The sequence below is a fragment of the Rugamonas violacea genome, from assembly GCF_016461825.1.
Lineage (GTDB): Bacteria > Pseudomonadota > Gammaproteobacteria > Burkholderiales > Burkholderiaceae_D > Rugamonas.
In genome coordinates, this window is sequence record NZ_JAEMNU010000074.1 from 87698 (window position 1) to 103953 (window position 16256).

The 16256-nt window shown below is 67.3% G+C and carries 15 protein-coding genes; 7 read left to right on the top strand and 8 right to left on the bottom strand.

From position 1 onward, the window contains the following. Window positions 1–21: 21 nt before the first annotated feature. The 7 genes from H7U20_RS14420 (at window position 22) to H7U20_RS14450 (ending at window position 8038) form a co-directional block, all read left to right on the top strand. The gene (locus H7U20_RS14420) at window positions 22–900 is read left to right on the top strand and encodes an HlyC/CorC family transporter (RefSeq protein ID WP_199759844.1); all 879 of its coding nucleotides are present in this window, start codon (window positions 22–24) and stop codon (window positions 898–900) included. A gap of 1 nt (window position 901) precedes the next feature. Next, window positions 902–2479, top strand: coding sequence for an apolipoprotein N-acyltransferase (lnt, locus tag H7U20_RS14425; RefSeq protein ID WP_199759845.1), 1578 nt, complete (start codon window positions 902–904; stop codon window positions 2477–2479). A gap of 123 nt (window positions 2480–2602) precedes the next feature. Beyond that, the gene (gene glyQ / locus H7U20_RS14430) at window positions 2603–3517 is read left to right on the top strand and encodes a glycine--tRNA ligase subunit alpha (protein WP_199759846.1); all 915 of its coding nucleotides are present in this window, start codon (window positions 2603–2605) and stop codon (window positions 3515–3517) included. 21 nt (window positions 3518–3538) lie between these two features. Next, window positions 3539–5647, top strand: coding sequence for a glycine--tRNA ligase subunit beta (glyS, locus tag H7U20_RS14435; RefSeq protein ID WP_199759847.1), 2109 nt, complete (start codon window positions 3539–3541; stop codon window positions 5645–5647). 15 nt (window positions 5648–5662) lie between these two features. Then, entirely contained in the window at window positions 5663–6229 is a 567-nt protein-coding gene (gene gmhB, locus H7U20_RS14440) for a D-glycero-beta-D-manno-heptose 1,7-bisphosphate 7-phosphatase (protein WP_199759848.1), read from the top strand. 31 nt (window positions 6230–6260) lie between these two features. Continuing rightward, complete coding sequence (locus tag H7U20_RS14445; RefSeq protein WP_199759849.1) at window positions 6261–7001, top strand: lysophospholipid acyltransferase family protein; 741 nt, start codon at window positions 6261–6263, stop codon at window positions 6999–7001. Then, on the top strand, window positions 6947–8038 hold the full coding sequence (locus H7U20_RS14450; RefSeq protein ID WP_233410760.1) for a M48 family metallopeptidase: 1092 nt from the start codon (window positions 6947–6949) through the stop codon (window positions 8036–8038). The genes H7U20_RS14445 and H7U20_RS14450 overlap by 55 nt, the downstream gene beginning before the upstream one ends. Window positions 8039–8185: 147 nt before the next feature. Here H7U20_RS14450 and waaA read toward each other — a convergent pair whose 3' ends face one another. From waaA to rfbA, 8 genes are all read right to left on the bottom strand, one after another. Continuing rightward, window positions 8186–9487, bottom strand: coding sequence for a lipid IV(A) 3-deoxy-D-manno-octulosonic acid transferase (gene waaA / locus H7U20_RS14455; protein ID WP_199759850.1), 1302 nt, complete (start codon window positions 9485–9487; stop codon window positions 8186–8188). Between the two features lie 2 nt (window positions 9488–9489). Further along, on the bottom strand, window positions 9490–10506 hold the full coding sequence (gene waaC, locus H7U20_RS14460; RefSeq protein ID WP_199759851.1) for a lipopolysaccharide heptosyltransferase I: 1017 nt from the start codon (window positions 10504–10506) through the stop codon (window positions 9490–9492). Window positions 10507–10511: 5 nt separating this feature from the next. After that, entirely contained in the window at window positions 10512–11894 is a 1383-nt protein-coding gene (locus tag H7U20_RS14465; protein ID WP_199759852.1) for a phosphomannomutase/phosphoglucomutase, read from the bottom strand. 184 nt (window positions 11895–12078) lie between these two features. Beyond that, window positions 12079–12384 carry an H-NS histone family protein gene (locus H7U20_RS14470; RefSeq protein WP_199759853.1) on the bottom strand — a complete coding sequence of 102 codons (306 nt, stop codon included), beginning with the start codon at window positions 12382–12384 and terminating at the stop codon, window positions 12079–12081. Window positions 12385–12462: 78 nt separating this feature from the next. Continuing rightward, on the bottom strand, window positions 12463–13557 hold the full coding sequence (locus tag H7U20_RS14475) for a glycosyltransferase family 4 protein (protein ID WP_199759854.1): 1095 nt from the start codon (window positions 13555–13557) through the stop codon (window positions 12463–12465). Between the two features lie 317 nt (window positions 13558–13874). Next, window positions 13875–14729 carry a dTDP-4-dehydrorhamnose reductase gene (rfbD, locus tag H7U20_RS14480; RefSeq protein WP_199759855.1) on the bottom strand — a complete coding sequence of 285 codons (855 nt, stop codon included), beginning with the start codon at window positions 14727–14729 and terminating at the stop codon, window positions 13875–13877. After that, window positions 14726–15271, bottom strand: a complete 546-nt coding sequence (gene rfbC, locus H7U20_RS14485) for a dTDP-4-dehydrorhamnose 3,5-epimerase (protein WP_199759856.1) — start codon at window positions 15269–15271, stop codon at window positions 14726–14728. Before rfbC ends, rfbD begins: the two co-directional genes overlap by 4 nt. After that, window positions 15268–16185: a glucose-1-phosphate thymidylyltransferase RfbA gene (rfbA, locus tag H7U20_RS14490; RefSeq protein WP_199759857.1), complete on the bottom strand. Its 918-nt coding sequence runs from the start codon at window positions 16183–16185 to the stop codon at window positions 15268–15270. The genes rfbC and rfbA overlap by 4 nt, the downstream gene beginning before the upstream one ends. Between the last annotated feature and the right edge of the window lie 71 nt (window positions 16186–16256).

Below are 16256 nucleotides of genomic sequence, written 5' to 3' on the forward strand. Positions count from 1 at the left end.
AAACAACGGCTCACGCCTCCTATGCAAGAGCACCCTAGTGGCGTCAAGACTGACGCCAAGCCCCACCGGTCACTGTTTGAACGCCTGACCGCACTGATCTCCCCCGAGCCCGAGAACCGCGCGGAACTGCTCGAAGTTCTGCACGACGCCCACGAACGCAACCTGATCGACGCCGACGCCCTGTCGATGATCGAAGGCGTGTTCCAGGTGTCGGACCTGTCCGCCCGCGACATCATGATCCCCCGTTCGCAAATGGACGTGATCGACATCTCCAAACCGATCGAGGAATGGCTGCCGACCGTGCTGCAGACGGCGCACTCGCGCTTCCCCGCCATCGAGGGCGAACGCGACAAGGTGATCGGCATCCTGCTGGCCAAGGACCTGCTGCGCTACTACGCCGAAGACTCCTTCGACGTGCGCGACATGCTGCGCCCGGCCATCTTCATCCCCGAATCGAAACGCCTGAACGTGTTGCTGCGCGACTTCCGCGCCAACCACAACCACATGGCCATCGTGGTTGACGAGTACAGCGGCGTGGCCGGCCTGATCACCATCGAGGACGTGCTCGAACAGATCGTCGGCGACATCGAGGACGAATACGACTTCGACGAGGAGGAGGACAACATCCTCTCGATCAAGGAAGGCGTCCACGGCCCGCGCTGGCGCATCAAGGCGCTGACCGAGATCAGCCAGTTCAACGACGAGCTCGACACCGCCCTGCCCGACGACGACGTCGACACCATCGGCGGCCTGGTCGCCAAGCACCTGGCGCGCATGCCGCACAAGGGCGACGTGTTCGACTTCGAGAACCTGCGCTTCGAGGTGCTGCGCGCCGACGCCCGGCAGATCCACGTGCTGCTGGTGGAAAGACTGCCGGCCGCGCCGGGCGCCGACGCCTGACATGCGTTTTCGCCCAGCCCGTCCCGACGCCCCTCCCCCGCCCCAACGCAGCACCCGTGGCCGCATGGCCATCGCCGCGCTGGCCGGCGCCGGCTGCGTCTTCGCCTTCGCCCCGTTCGGCTGGTGGCCGCTGCAGATCCTCGCCCTGGCCGTGCTGTTCTACCAGGTGCTGCGCAGCGCCGGCGTGAAAAGCGCGGCGCTGGTCGGCTGGGCCTTCGGCTTCGGCTGGACCGCCGCCGGCACCCACTGGCTCTACGTCTCCCTGCACAACTTCGGCGGCATGGCCGCGCCCCTGGCCGCCGCCGCCGTCGCCCTGCTGGCCTTCGGCATGGGCAGCTACGTCGCCCTGGCGATGGGCGCCGCCGCCTGGTTGCGCCAGCGCTGGGCGCTGCCGCTGCCGGCCGCCAACCTGCTGCTGCTGCCGGCCATGTGGGCGCTGTTCGAATGGCTGCGCGGCTGGCTGTTCACCGGCTTCCCCTGGCTGTCGGCCGGCTACGCCCACAACCACGGTCCGCTGGCCGGCTACGCCGCCATCATCGGCGTGTACGGCCTGGGCTGGCTGGCCGCCGTCTGCGCCGGCGCCCTGCTGCTGCTGGCGCACCGCACCCGCTGGCGCGCCGCCGGCCTGCTCGCCGGCCTCATGCTGGCCGGCCTGGGCCTGGGCCAGCTGCACTGGACCCACGCCGAGGGCAAGCCGATCAGCGTGCGTCTGCTACAGGGCAACATCCCGCAGGACGAGAAGTTCAACGGCGCCCACGTGATGGCCACGCTGAAGCAGTACCAGGAGGCCATCATGGCCGCCCCGGCCGACCTGATCGCCACGCCGGAGACGGCGGTGGTGCTGCTGCCGCAGCAGCTGCCGCCCGACTACCTGCCGGCGCTGGCCCAGTTCACCCAAAAAACCGGCAGCAGCCTGGTGCTCGGCATCCCGCTGGCCGACAGCCCCACCGTCTACCACAACAGCGTCATCGGCATCGCCCCGCGCGCCGGCGCCGCCGCCTACCGCTACGACAAACACCACCTGGTGCCGTTCGGCGAATTCATTCCGCTCGGCTTCCGCTGGTTCGTCGACCTGATGTCGATTCCACTGGGCGACCAAACCCGAGGCGCCGCCGTGCAACCGGCGCTGGCCGTCAAGGACCAGCGCGTGCTGCCCAACATCTGCTACGAGGACTTGTTCGGCGAGGAGATCGCCGAACAGCTCAACGCGCCGGCCGGCGGCCAATTGCCGGCCACGCTGCTGCTCAACGTCTCCAACCTGGCCTGGTTCGGCGACACCATCGCCATCCCGCAGCACCTGCAGATCTCGCAGATGCGCACGCTGGAGACGGGCCGGCCGATGCTGCGCTCGACCAACACCGGCGCCACCGCCGTCATCGACGGCCACGGCGTGGTGCGGGCCCAGTTGGCGCCCTACACCCGTGGCACCCTGGCGGCGACGGTGCAGGGCATGGCCGGCAGCACGCCTTACATCCTGTGGGGCAACAAACTATTCCTCGTCCTGACCGCCCTGGCCCTGGGCGGCGCCTGGCTGCTGGCGCGGCGAAATGCCGCGTCGCGGGCGACAATCCCGACATAGGCGCCTGAAACCCTGCGCAAAGCCCGCTTAAACTCACCAGCCACCCGCTAAAACCCGCTAAAATTGCCGCTTTAGCGAACCTGCAACCGCTCGCGCACCGCTGCGCACCACCGACCAAACAAGATGCTCACATTTCAACAAATCATTCTGACCTTGCAAACCTACTGGGACAAGCAAGGCTGCGCCCTGCTCCAGCCCTACGACATGGAAGTCGGCGCCGGCACCTTCCACACCGGCACCTTCCTGCGCGCCATCGGCCCCGAGCCTTGGCGCGCCGCCTACGTGCAGCCGTCGCGCCGCCCCAAGGACGGCCGCTACGGCGAGAACCCGAACCGCATGCAGCACTACTACCAATACCAGGTGGTGCTCAAGCCGGCGCCGGAAAACATCCTCGACCTGTATCTCGGTTCGCTGGCCGCGCTCGGCCTGGACCTGCAGCAGAACGACGTGCGCTTCGTCGAGGACGACTGGGAAAGCCCGACCCTGGGCGCCTGGGGCCTGGGTTGGGAGGTCTGGTTGAACGGCATGGAGGTGACCCAGTTCACCTACTTCCAGCAGGTCGGCGGCCTCGATTGCAAGCCGGTGCTGGGCGAGATCACCTACGGCATCGAACGCCTGGCCATGTATCTGCAGGGCGTCGAGAACGTCTACGACCTGGTCTGGACCGAGTGGGAAGAAAACGGTATGACGAAAAAGCTGACCTACGGCGACGTGTTCCACCAAAACGAGGTCGAGCAGTCGACCTACAACTTCGAGCACGCCAACACCGACCTGCTGTTCGCCCAATTCGCCAACCACGAATCGGAAGCCAAGCGCCTGATCGAGTTGCAGCTGACCCTGCCGGCCTACGAGCAGATCATGAAGGCTTCGCACAGCTTCAACATGCTCGACGCCCGTGGCGCCATCTCCGTCACCGAGCGCGCCGCCTACATCGGCCGCGTGCGCACCTTGTCGCGCCTGGTCGCGCAAGCCTATTACGACTCGCGCGAACGGCTGGGCTTCCCCATGCTCGGCAACGCCGCCGCCGCTGCCGCCTAAGCCCCACAGAATATGAACCATATGAACCAGACACTCTTAATCGAACTGCTGACCGAAGAGCTGCCGCCGAAGGCGCTGGCCAAACTGGGCGCCGCCTTCGCCGCCGGCATCGTCAACGGCCTGAAATCGCGCGACTTCCTCGAAGCCGACAGCGTCGCCACCTCGTTCGCCTCGCCGCGCCGCCTGGCCGTGTCCATCAGCAAGGTGCGCGCCACCTCGCCCGACAAGGCGATCCGTGAAAAAGTCCTGCCGGTCAGCGTCGCCCTCGACGCCAACGGCAACGCCACCGCGCCGCTGGCCAAGAAACTGGCCGCGCTGGGCTTCCCCGAGCTCACCGTGGCCGAGCTGGAACGCGCCGTCGACGGCAAGGCCGAGAGCTTCTTCTACACCCACACCGCCGCCGGCAGCGCGCTGCACAGCGGGCTGCAAGCCGCGCTGGAGGAATCGGCCGCCAAGCTGCCGATTCCCAAGCTGATGAGCTACCAGCGTCCCGACGGCAGCAGCGTGCAGTTCGTCCGCCCGGCGCACAGCCTGGTCGCCCTGCATGGCGCCGATGTACTGCCGCTGACCCTGCTCGGCCTGACCGCCTCCAACACCAGTCTGGGCCACCGCTTCCTGATGGCCGACGGCAGCAAAAAAATCGTCATCGCCGACGCCGACAGCTACGCCGCCACCCTGGCCGGCGAAGGCAAGGTCATCGCCAGCATCGAGCAGCGCAAGGAGAAGATCCGCGCCGCCCTGCTGGAAAAAGCCGGCGCCGACCAGGTGCTGATGCCCGAAGCCCTGCTCGACGAAGTCACCGCGCTGGTCGAATGGCCGGTGGTCTACGAGTGCCGCTTCGAGGACGAGTTCCTCGCCGTGCCGCAGGAATGCCTGATCCTGACCATGCAGACCAACCAGAAGTATTTCGCCCTGACCGACAGCGCCGGCAAGCTGCGCTCGCGCTTCCTGATCGTCTCCAACATCGAGACGGCGACGCCGGCCGCCATCGTCGGCGGCAACGAGCGCGTGGTGCGCCCGCGCCTGGCCGACGCCAAATTCTTCTTCGAGCAGGACAAGAAGAAGACGCTGGAATCGCGCCTGCCGCTGCTCGACAAGATCGTCTACCACAACAAACTGGGCACCCAGGCCGCGCGCGGCGAACGCGTCGCCACGCTGGCCGGCCACATCGCCGGCTTGATCGGCGGCGACGCCGCGCTGGCGAGCCGCGCCGCCAAGCTGTCCAAGGCCGACCTGGTCACCGACATGGTCGGCGAGTTCCCCGAGCTGCAAGGCATCATGGGCACCTACTACGCCCGCAACGACGGCGAGCACGAAGACGTCGCGCTGGCCGCCTCCGAGCACTACCAGCCGCGCTTCGCCGGCGACGCCCTGCCGAGCACCGTCACCGGCACCGCCGTGGCGCTGGCCGACAAGCTCGAGACCCTGGTCGGCATCTGGGCCATCGGCCTGGCGCCGACCGGCGACAAGGACCCGTTCGCGCTGCGCCGCCACGCCCTCGGCGTGCTGCGCATGCTGATCGAAAAGCGCCTGTCGATTTCAATCGGCGCGCTGCTTTCGAGCGCGGCGAAAATGTTTGAATTCGTCGCCGGTTTCAAAGACCCGTCGGCCGAGATCTACACCTTCATGATCGACCGCCTGCGCGGCATCCTGCGCGAGCGCGGCTTCTCGCCCAACGAGATCGAGGCCGTGGTGGCGCAGAATCCGGACCGCCTGGACGACATTGTGCAGCGCCTGGAGGCCGTGCAGGCCTTCGCCGCGCTGCCGGAGAGCGCCTCGCTGGCCGCCGCCAACAAGCGCATCACCAACATCCTGAAGAAGAACGAAGAGGCGCTCAGCGCCTCCGGCAACGCCGGCGTCAACGCCGCGCTGCTGGTCGACACGGCCGAGAAGAACCTGGCCGCCGCCGTGCTGCGCGTGCAGCCTGAAGTCGACGCCGCCTTCGCCGCCGGCGACTTCGCCGGCACGCTGAAAACGCTGGCCCAGCTGCGCGACGACGTCGACGCCTTCTTCAACGACGTCATGGTGATGGCCGAGGATGTCGCCCTGCGCAACAACCGCCTGGCCCTGCTGTCCTCGCTGCACGGCATGATGAACCGCGTCGCCGACATCTCGAAACTGGCGGCCTAAATGGGAGCGCCGGCCATGAAGCTGATCATTCTGGATCGCGACGGCGTGATCAACCATGACTCGCCGGACTTCATCAAGTCGCCCGCCGAGTGGCTGCCCATCCCCGGCTCGCTCGAAGCGATCGCCCGCCTGAACCAGGCGGGCTACCGGGTGGTGGTGGCGTCGAACCAATCGGGCATCGCCCGCGAGTACTTCGACATGAGCATCCTCAACGCCATCCACCAGAAGATGCACCTGCTGGCGCAACAGGTCGGCGCCACCATCGACGCGATCTTCTTCTGCCCGCACGCGGCGGTCGACAGCTGCGACTGCCGCAAGCCCAAGCCCGGCATGTTCGCCGAGATCTCCAAGCGCTACCAGCTCAGCCTGAAGGGCGTGCCCACCGTCGGCGACTCGCTGCGCGACCTGCAGGCCGGCTTCGTCAGCGGCTGCATACCCTATCTGGTGTTGACCGGCAAAGGCGAAAAAACCCACAGCACCGGCGGCCTGCCGCCCGGCACCATGGTCTTCGCCGACCTGGCGGCGATGGTCAACCACCTGCTCAAGACCGGCGCGCCGCCCGCGCTGCACGTCGTCAACTGACACACCCATAAAAACAATTCCGGAGTCCGCATTGCGCCATACCTTCCTGTTCCTGCGTTCCCTGCTGTTCATGACCATCATGACGCTGGCCACCATCGTCTGGGCCTGCGTCTGCTTCCTGGTCGCGCCGCTGCCGTACAACCAGCGCTTCTACGTCACCTCGCGCTGGAACGTGTTCATCATCTGGTGCGCCAAGGTCATTTGCGGCATCCGCTACGAGATCAAGGGCGCCGAGAACTTCCCCGACGCGCCGGCCGTCGTGCTGTCGAAGCACCAGTCGGCCTGGGAAACCATCTTCCTGCTGCCCAGCATGCCGCGCCCGCTGGTGTTCGTCTTCAAGAAGGAGATCCTGTACATCCCCTTCTTCGGCTGGGCCATGGCGCTGCTGCGCATGATCCCGATCGACCGCAAGCAGGGCAAGAACGCCTTCAAACACGTGGTCACCCACGGGAAACGCCGCCTGGCCGACGGCCAATGGATTATCATGTTCCCCGAAGGGACCCGCATCCCGGTCGGACAAAAGGGCAAGTACAAGAGCGGCGGCACGCGGCTGGCCATCGAGACCGGCGCGGTGGTGGTGCCGATCGCCCACAACTCCGGCGAATGCTGGCCCAAGAATTCGTTTATTAAGCGTCCCGGCCTGATCACGGTATCGATCGGCAAACCGATTCCGTCGGCCGGGCACACACCGGACAGCTTGATGCAACAGGTGGAAAATTGGATAGAATCAGAAATGCACGTCATTTCGCCCCACGCCTACAACGCTGGCTAGATGACATCGCGAGCGTAGTCCGGCCGGCAGCCGCCACGGCGCCGGACGACGCCTCGCAGCTCGACCTGTTCGGGCAGGCCGGCGCGGCCGCGCCGGCCGCCGCATTGAGCGGCCACGTGGCGCCTGCCGCGCTGCGGCGCGAAGCCGACCCCGTCGCCTTGCCGGCCAACCCCGCCACGTTCCCCGCCAATCCCGCCAATCCCGCCGCGCCGCGCCGCGTCGCGCCGGCCACGCCGGACTTTTCCCCGACCGCGCCGCCAGTGCCGCGCAAAGCGCCGCCGCCGGCACCGCCGGCACCCGACGCCGCGCCCAAGCGCCAGCTGCTGGTCGGCCAGTTCGTCCTCGAATACACGCTGCGCCGCTCGACGCGCCGCTCGATCGGCTTCATGATCGACGACGACGGCCTGCGCGTCACCGCGCCCAAGCGCATCAGCATCGCCGAGGTCGACAACGCCATCCGCACCAAGCAGGCCTGGATACTCAGCAAGCTGCACGAGCGGCGCGAACGCCGCGCGGCGCGGCTGCAAAAGCCGCCGGTCGAATGGGTCGACGGCGCCACCCTGCCCTACCTGGGCGGCGAGATCGTGCTGCGCCTGCTGGTGGGCGGCCGCAACCGCACCAGCTACAACCCGGCCACGCGCGAGTTGGCGATGGTGTTGGTGCCCGGCGCCACCGAGCTGCTGCTCAAGGAACGCGTGCGCGCCTGGCTGCAACTGGAGGCGCGCCAGTTGTTCGAGCAACGCCTCGACGTGTACGCCGCCCGGCTGGGCGTGCGCTACCATTCGTTCGCGCTGTCCTCGGCCGGCACGCGCTGGGGCTCGTGCACGGTCGACCGCAAGATCCGCCTGAACTGGCGCCTGGTCCACTTCTCGCTGCCGCTGATCGACTACGTGGTGGCGCACGAGCTGTCGCACCTGCTGGAGATGAACCACAGCGCCCGCTTCTGGGACACCGTCGGCACCATCTACCCGGAATACGAGGAGGCCAAGCAGCTGCTGCGCAAACGCGCGCAGGAGCTGCCGGTGCTGTTTCCCTAGCCTGTCGGTGCTGTTTCCCTAGCTGTCGTTGCTATCTCCCCAGTTGTCGTTGCCGCGCAGGCGGCAAGCCATGGAAAGCACGCTACGCCGACAAGGCCGGCCGCGCATGGGTCCCCGCCTTCGCGAGGACGACGGCGCTGCCTGCCTTTACAGCCAGGTCGGCAGCAGCGCCACGGTGCGGGCGGTGGCGCCGCGATGCTGGTTGGCGAAGGCCAGCGCCTGCCCGCCCATGGCGTGGCGGGCGGCGGCGTCGTTCAGCAGGCGGGCCGCCTGGGCCATCAGCTCGGCCGCGTCGGCCACGCGCACGGCGCCGCCGGCGGCCAGCGCGTCTTCCGTCACCACGGCGAAATTGAAGGTGTGCGGGCCGATCAGCACCGGCTTGCCCAGCGCCGCCGGTTCGATCAGGTTCTGTCCGCCCAGCGGCAGCAGGCTGCCGCCGACAAAGGCGCAGTCGCAGGCGGCGTAGTAGGCGAACATCTCGCCCATCGAATCGCCCAGCAGCACCGTCGCCCTGGCCGGCGGCGCGGCGCCGTCCGGGGTCAACGTCAGCGCGCTGCGCCGCTCCAGCGCCAAGCCGTGGCCGGCGACCAGCTTGGCCACCTCGTCGAAACGCTGCGGATGGCGCGGCACGATCAACAGCAGCACGTCGGCCGGCAGGGCCGCGCGGGCCTGCTGGAAGGCGTCCAATATCAAAGCCTCCTCGCCCTCGCGCGTGCTGGCGCACAGCAGCACCGGACGGTCGCCGATGTGGCCGCGCAGGGCGGCGCCGGTGGCCAGCGCGGCGGCCGGCACGTCGACGTCGAACTTGATGCTGCCGGTGACTTCGACGCGCGGCGCGCCCAGCGTGCGCACGCGCGCCGCGTCGGCCTCGGTCTGCGCCGCCACCAGCGTGATGCCGCGCGCGGCGTCGAGCAGCAGGCGGCCGAAGCGGCCGGCCTTGCGCAGCGAGCGCTCCGACAGGCGGGCGTTGGCCAGCACCACCGGCACGCCGCCACGGCCGCATTCGGCGATCAGGTTGGGCCACACCTCGGTCTCCATCAGGATGCAGATGCGCGGCGCGAAATGGCGCAGGAAGCGGCGCACCATGGTCGCCGTGTCGTAAGGCAGATAGGATTGCACCAGCCGCGCGCCGTGGCGCGCGAACAGCGCGGCGCCGGTGGCGCGGCCGGTCGGCGTCATGTGGGTCAGCACAATGCGGTGGTCGGGATAGGCGGCCAGCAGGGCGTTGACCAGCGGCTCGGCGGCGCGCGTTTCGCCGACCGAGACGGCATGCAACCAGATCGCCGGCAGCGCCGCGCCGGGGCCGGCCGAACCGACGGCACGGCCGTACAGGCCGAGCCGCTCGCCCCAATGGCCGCGGTAACCGGGCTCCTTGCGGCCGCGCAGCCACAGCCGCGCCAACACCAGCGGCAGGGCCAGCCACCACATCGCGGAATAAAAGGTACGCATGTTCAGGCCAATAGACTCTTGGCGGCGGCGGCCACTTCGGCCACGCCGGGCGGCGCGCCCTGGTCGCCCAGGTTGATGATCTTCGGCGACCAGTTGCCCTCGGTCTTCCAACGCGGCGAGTCGGCGTAGATCTCCACCGTCGGCACCGTGAAGGCGGCGGCGATGTGGGTCAGGCCGGTGTCGACGCCGACCGCCAGCGCGGCGTGGCGCGCCAGCAGCACCGCGTCGGCCATGCTCAGCTTGGGCAGCACGCGGGCGTTGGGCAGGCCGGCGGCCAGTTGCTCGGCCTCGGCCAGCTCCTTGGCCGAGCCCCAGGGCAGCAGGATGGGCATGGGCGCCAGCTGGCGGCCCAGTTCTATCCAGTTCTGCGCCGACCATTTCTTGGCGTCGCGCGCGGTGCCGTGGAAGTAGACGGCGTAGGCCCCGGCCGGCATCCAGTCCGGCCGGGGCGCGGCGGCCTCCAGCGCCGGCAGGCCGAAGTCGGCCGGCGTGTCGACCGAATAGCCGAGCGCCGCGCCGGCCACCAGGCGGCCGCGCGCCACCGCGTGGGTGCGCGGATCGGTCGGCACGCTCTCGCTGTGGAACAGGCGCGAGATGCCCTCGTAACCCGAGCCCTCGCTGCCGTTGGCCAGGCCGACCTTGCGGCCGCCCTTGACCACCCGCGCCATGCCCATGATGGCGCCGGTCTTCAACAGGCCCTGGGTGTCGAACACATAGTCGTACTCCTGCTCGCGCAGGCGGCGCCAGAAGGCTTTCATTTCGGCCCGCGTCTCCGGCTTGCCCAGGCTCTTGCGCCAGCGCCGCAGGGCGAAGGGAATGATGTTGCGCACCCGGCTGTTCTGCCGCACCAGGCTGACATAGCCCTCCTCCACCACCCAGTCGATATTCGCGTCCGGGCAGTGGCGGGCGATGTCGGCCACCATCGGCAGGTTGTGCAGCACGTCGCCCAGCGAGGACACGCGCACCAGCAGGATGTTCAGCGGCCGTGGGCCGCCCGCTCGCGCGGCCTTGGTCGCCATGGCGCTTAGAACGGCAGCACCGCGTCCGGCTTGGCGGCCAGGATCACGCTCTTGAACTGGCCCTGGATGCGCGCCAGCGCGGCCGGCGTCTCGGCCTCGAAGCGCATCACGATCACCGGCGTGGTGTTCGACGAGCGGGCCAGGCCGAAGCCGTCGGCGTACTCGACGCGCAGGCCGTCGATGGTGATGATCTGCTCGTGGCCGGGGAACACGGCGTCGCTGCGCAGGCGCTCCATCAGGGCGACGTTCTCGCCCTCCTTGAGCTCCAGGTGCAGCTCGGGCGTGCTGTCGGACTGCGGCAGGCTGTTCAGCAGGGCCGACGGATCGGCCTCGCGGGTCAGGATCTCCAGCAGGCGCGCGCCCGAGTACAGGCCGTCGTCGAAGCCGTACCAGCGGTCCTTGAAGAAGATGTGGCCGCTCATCTCGCCGCCCAGCGGGGCGCCGGTCTCGCGCAGCTTGGCCTTGACCAGCGAGTGGCCGGTCTTGTACATCAGCGGACGGCCGCCGTGCTTGCTGATCCATGGCGCCAGATGGCGCGTGCACTTGACGTCGTAGAGGATCTGCTCGCCCGGATGGCGCGTCAGCACGTCGGCGGCGAACAACATCATCTGGCGGTCCGGATAGATGATCTGGCCGTCCTTGGTGACCACGCCGAGGCGGTCGCCGTCGCCGTCGAAGGCGATGCCGATCTCGGCGTCGCTGGTTTGCAGGCAGCGGATCAGGTCCTGCAGGTTCTCCGGGTGGGCCGGGTCGGGATGGTGGTTGGGGAAGGTGCCGTCGACTTCGCAGAACAGCTCGACCACCTCGCAACCCATGCCACGGAACAGGTCGCCGGCGAAGGCGCCGGCCACGCCGTTGCCGCAGTCGACGGCGATCTTGATCGGCCGCGCCAGCTTGACGTCGCCGATGATGCGCTGCAGGTAGGCGGCGCGGATGTCGTGCGTGCTGTAGGCGCCCGGCTGGGCCGCCAGCGCGCCGTCGGCGGCGACGATGCGCTCGTACAAGGAGGTGATCGCCACGCCGTGGATGGCCTCGCCGGCCAGCACCATCTTGAAGCCGTTGTAGTTGGGCGGGTTGTGGCTGCCGGTGACCATGATGCCGGACTTGGCGTCGAGCACGTTGGTGCCGAAGTAGACCATCGGCGTGGCCACCACGCCCAGGTCGATCACGTCGACGCCGGCGGCCTGCAGGCCCTGGGCCAGCGCGGCGGCCAGTTCGGGGCCGGACAGGCGGCCGTCGCGGCCGATCACCACCTTGGTCTCGCCCTTGGCCAGCGCGGCCTGGCCGAAGGCCATGCCGATCTGCCGCGCCACGCCGGCGTCGAGCGTCTGGTCGATGATGCCGCGAATGTCGTATGCTTTAAAGATCGTTTTTGACAGGGAAACCATGGTGTTTGAATTCACGTGATGCGGCCGACGCGCCGCGACGAGGCCGCTGGCGCGGGTCCGGCCCGCTGGATGGATGGGGAAAAGAATGGCCGCCCGTAAAGTTCACGGGCACAACATTGATATAGTAAGTGCGATACCAGCGGCAGGCAAGCCCTGCCGCTTCATCGGCGAGCGGAGAAACCGCTCAGAGGCGCAGCAAATCGATCGATTTGCCGGCGTCGAGCCAGTCCTTGACCCACTTCGGCTGGCGGCCGCGACCGGTCCACTGCTGGCTGGCGTCGGCCGGATTGCGGTAGCGCGGCGCCACCGAGCCGGTTTTCGCGCGCCCGCCGCCGATCAAATCCTGCAACGGCAGGCCGACGCTTTTCGCGATGGCGAATATCTGCTCGACCGCCCGGGCGCGCTCCTGCGATTCCCGTTTCTTTAATTCGCGTTTGATGTGTTCCTGCTGATTGCGCAGATCGGCCGCCGACAAATTGGATAGATCCATCTTCGCTTCCTTTTAAAATGGGGGGTGAATACATTTAAACCGCTGACGATAGAAATATACTACAAAGCCGCGCAAATACTAGTTTCTCTTGTGGCGTATCATCCAACGCGGCGCCTTGAATCGAACGATGCGCACATACAGCCAGATATAGCTGATGATAAACAACAGGCAGAACACCATTAACACCCAGGTGTGGCGCCAGAATACCGTGGCCGGTATTACCGCCATCAGCGAAAACATCCACAAATACGGCGAGGTCAGCGAATTGCGCCGCATCAGCGCGCGCGCCTCCTTGCGCCCGACCGCCCATTGGACGATGCGGCGGAATATCAGGCTGTGCAAATGTATGCCGTCGGGCATGGCCGGCGATTTACCGCGAATAAACATCCGGCGGTACACCGAGAACAGGGTTTCGAAGGTCGGGTAGATCAGCAGCAAGGCGGCGTACCAGGTCGACACCTGCGGATTGCGCATCACCAGCAACAACGCCAGCTCGCCCAGCATGAAGCCGATGAAATAGGCGCCGCCGTCGCCGAGGAAGATCAGGCCGACCGGATAGTTCCACACCAGGAAGCCGGCGGTGGCGCCGGCCACCATCAGCGCGGCGACCAGCACGAACATGTCGTTGACCTGCAGCGCGACATAGCCGAGCGACAGCAACATGCAAATGGTGACCACGCTGGCCAGGCCGTTGAAGCCGTCGATGATGTTGACGGCGTTGGCGATGCCGGCCACCGCCAGCACCGTCAGCGGCAAGGTCAGCCACATGTATTGCAGCGGCCAGGCGGAGAAGGCCCAGTCGATGCGGTCGATGCGGGCGTCGAGCAGGAAATAACCCATCAACGCGGCGATCATGGTCAGCACCAGGCGCCGCGTCGCGCTGACGCGGCCGGTGTAGTCCTCGACGATGCCGCCGACGAAGGCCACGGTGGCGCAGCCGAGCAGGGGAATCAGCAGGCCGGTCATGGCCGGCACGCGCCAAACGGAAATAAGCGAACTGAGCGCCACGGCGAGGAAGATCGACAGGCCGCCGATCCGCGCCACCGAATGCGAATGCACTTTTTGCACCGCCTGGAAGTCGTCGTCCAGCGCCGGGCCGTGCAGTCGCGCTTCCTTAATCACCAACAGGGTCAGCAGCGCGGAGGCGACAAAGCTCAGTAAAAAAGAAAACATTATTTTTTTATCAGTACAAAAATACCGGGCGCGCTGGCGGTCCCGGCAACACCATACGATGTGGCGATTATCCCGTGCCTTGAGACTTTATTATCGGCACGCCAAGCCGCGATTGTACCGGATTCGGCAATCGACAATCGGCAATTCCATATTCGGGGAAAACGACGGCGCGGCGTCATTGAATGCGCGGATTCTAACAAAACACGCCGGCCGCGCGGCCGACGCTTACCAATCGATACAAATGGCGCGGGCCGCCGCTGACGGCCGGCGCGGCCGCCAGCGGCGACCGGCGCCAGCGCCAGCGGCGGCCCGGCCCTCTATTTCAGGCACAGGCGCAGTGCTTCGCGCCAGTGTGGCAGACGGCAGAACTGCTTCATCAGAAGTTCGGACGACATCACCGAATACTGCGGGCGGGGCGCCGGCACGGGATACTCGGCGGTGCTGATCGGCAGCAGGCGGCAATCGATCTGCGCCTCGGCCAGGATGGCCTGGGTGAACTCGAACCAGGTGGTCTGGCCCTGGCTGCTCAGGTGGTAGATGCCGCTGTGGCGCTGCCACCAGTCGCTGTCGCCTTGGGCCTGGGCCAGGATCAGCGCCGTGCTGTCGGCGATGCTGCGGCTCCAGGTGGGCGCGCCGTGCTGGTCGGCGACCACCCTCAGTTCGTCGCGCTCGCGCGCCAGGCGCAGCATGGTCAGCAGGAAGTTCTTGCCGCGCATGCCGTAGACCCAGCTGGTGCGCAGGATCAGGTGGCGGATGCCGGCCGCCGCGATGGCCTGCTCGCCGGCCAGCTTGCTGCGGCCGTAGACGTTGATCGGGCCGGTCGGATCGGTCTCGACGCGGGCGCCGGCCTGGCTGCCGTCGAACACGTAGTCGGTCGAGTAATGCACCAGCGCCGCGCCCAGCCGCTTGCACTCCTCGGCCATCACGGCCGGCGCCTCGGCGTTGACGCGGTGCGCCAGCTCGGGCTCGCTCTCGGCCTTGTCGACCGCCGTGTAGGCGGCCGGATTGACGATCAGGCCGGGCTTCACCTCGCGGATGACGGCGCGCACCTGGTCCAGGTCGGCCAGGTCCATGCGTGCGCGGTCGACCGCGACGACCTCACCCAGGCCCTGCAGGCTGCGTTCGAGCTCATAGCCGACCTGGCCACTGCATCCGGTCAACAAAATCCTCATGCGAACACCTCGGCGTCGGCCAGCAGCGCGGCGGCCTGGTCCTTGCCCGACAGCAACGGCGCGGCGTCCAGCGGCCACTCGATGCCGATCGCCGGATCGTTCCACAGGATGGCGCGCTCGAACTCGGGCGCCCAGTAATCGGTGGTTTTATACAGGAACTCGGCGTGCTCGCTGGTGACCACGAAGCCGTGGGCGAAGCCGGGCGGAATCCACAGCTGGCGCTTGTTCTCGGCCGACAACTCGACACCATACCACTGGCCGAAGGTGGCCGAGCTCTTGCGCAGGTCGACGGCGACGTCGAACACCGCGCCGCTGGTGACCCGCACCAGCTTGCCCTGCGACTGCTGGATCTGGTAGTGCAGGCCGCGCAGCACGTTCTTGGCCGAGCGCGAATGGTTGTCCTGCACGAAGGCGGCCGTCACGCCGGTCAGTTCGGCGAAAGTGCGGGCGTTGAAGCTCTCGTAGAAAAAGCCGCGATCGTCGCCGAACACGCGCGGTTCGAGCAGGAACAGGCCGGCCAAGGGGGTCGGAATCATTTTCATCGTGGAATTACCTTGTCTTCAAGAATTTGCAGCAGATATTGGCCGTAGTTGTTCTTCTTCAACGGCTCGGCCAGCTTGCGCAGCTGGGCGGCGTCGATGTAGCCCTTGCGATAGGCGATCTCCTCCGGGCAGGCCACCTTCAGGCCCTGGCGCTTCTCGATGGTGGCGATGAACTGCGAGGCGTCGAGCAGCGAGTCGTGGGTGCCGGTGTCGAGCCAGGCCATGCCGCGTCCCATCAGCTCGACGTTCAGTTGCTGGCGCTCCAGGTAGACCCGGTTGACGTCGGTGATCTCCAGTTCGCCACGGGCCGAGGGGGCGATGCCGGCGGCGATGTCGCAGACCTGCTGGTCGTAGAAGTACAGGCCGGTGACGGCGTAGTTGGACTTCGGCTTGAGCGGCTTCTCCTCGATGCTGACGGCCTGGCGCTCGGCGTTGAAGTCGACCACGCCGTAGCGTTCCGGGTCCTGCACGTGGTAGGCGAAGACGGTGGCGCCGTGGCTGCGCTCGGCGGCGCTGCGCAACAGCGCGTCGAGGTCGTTGCCGTAGTAGATGTTGTCGCCCAGGATGAGCGCCGACGGCGAATCGCCGACGAATTCCTTGCCGATGATGAAGGCCTGCGCCAGGCCGTCCGGCGAAGGCTGCACCGCGTAGCTGAGCTGGATGCCCCATTGGCTGCCGTCGCCCAGCAAATCCTTAAAGCGCGGCGTGTCCTGCGGCGTCGAGATGATCAGGATCTCGCGCATGCCGGCCAGCATCAGCGTGGTCAGCGGGTGGTAGATCATCGGCTTGTCGTAGATCGGCAGCAACTGCTTCGACACGCTCATCGTCACCGGATACAACCGGGTGCCCGAGCCGCCGGCCAGAATGATGCCCTTGCGGGTGTTGACGTTGTTGCTGGTGCTGGCCTGCGTCATTGCGCGCCCTCCCGGTTGAAATAGTTGGCGGCGACCCAGTTGGCGTAGCCGCCCGACTGCACGTCGGCGAC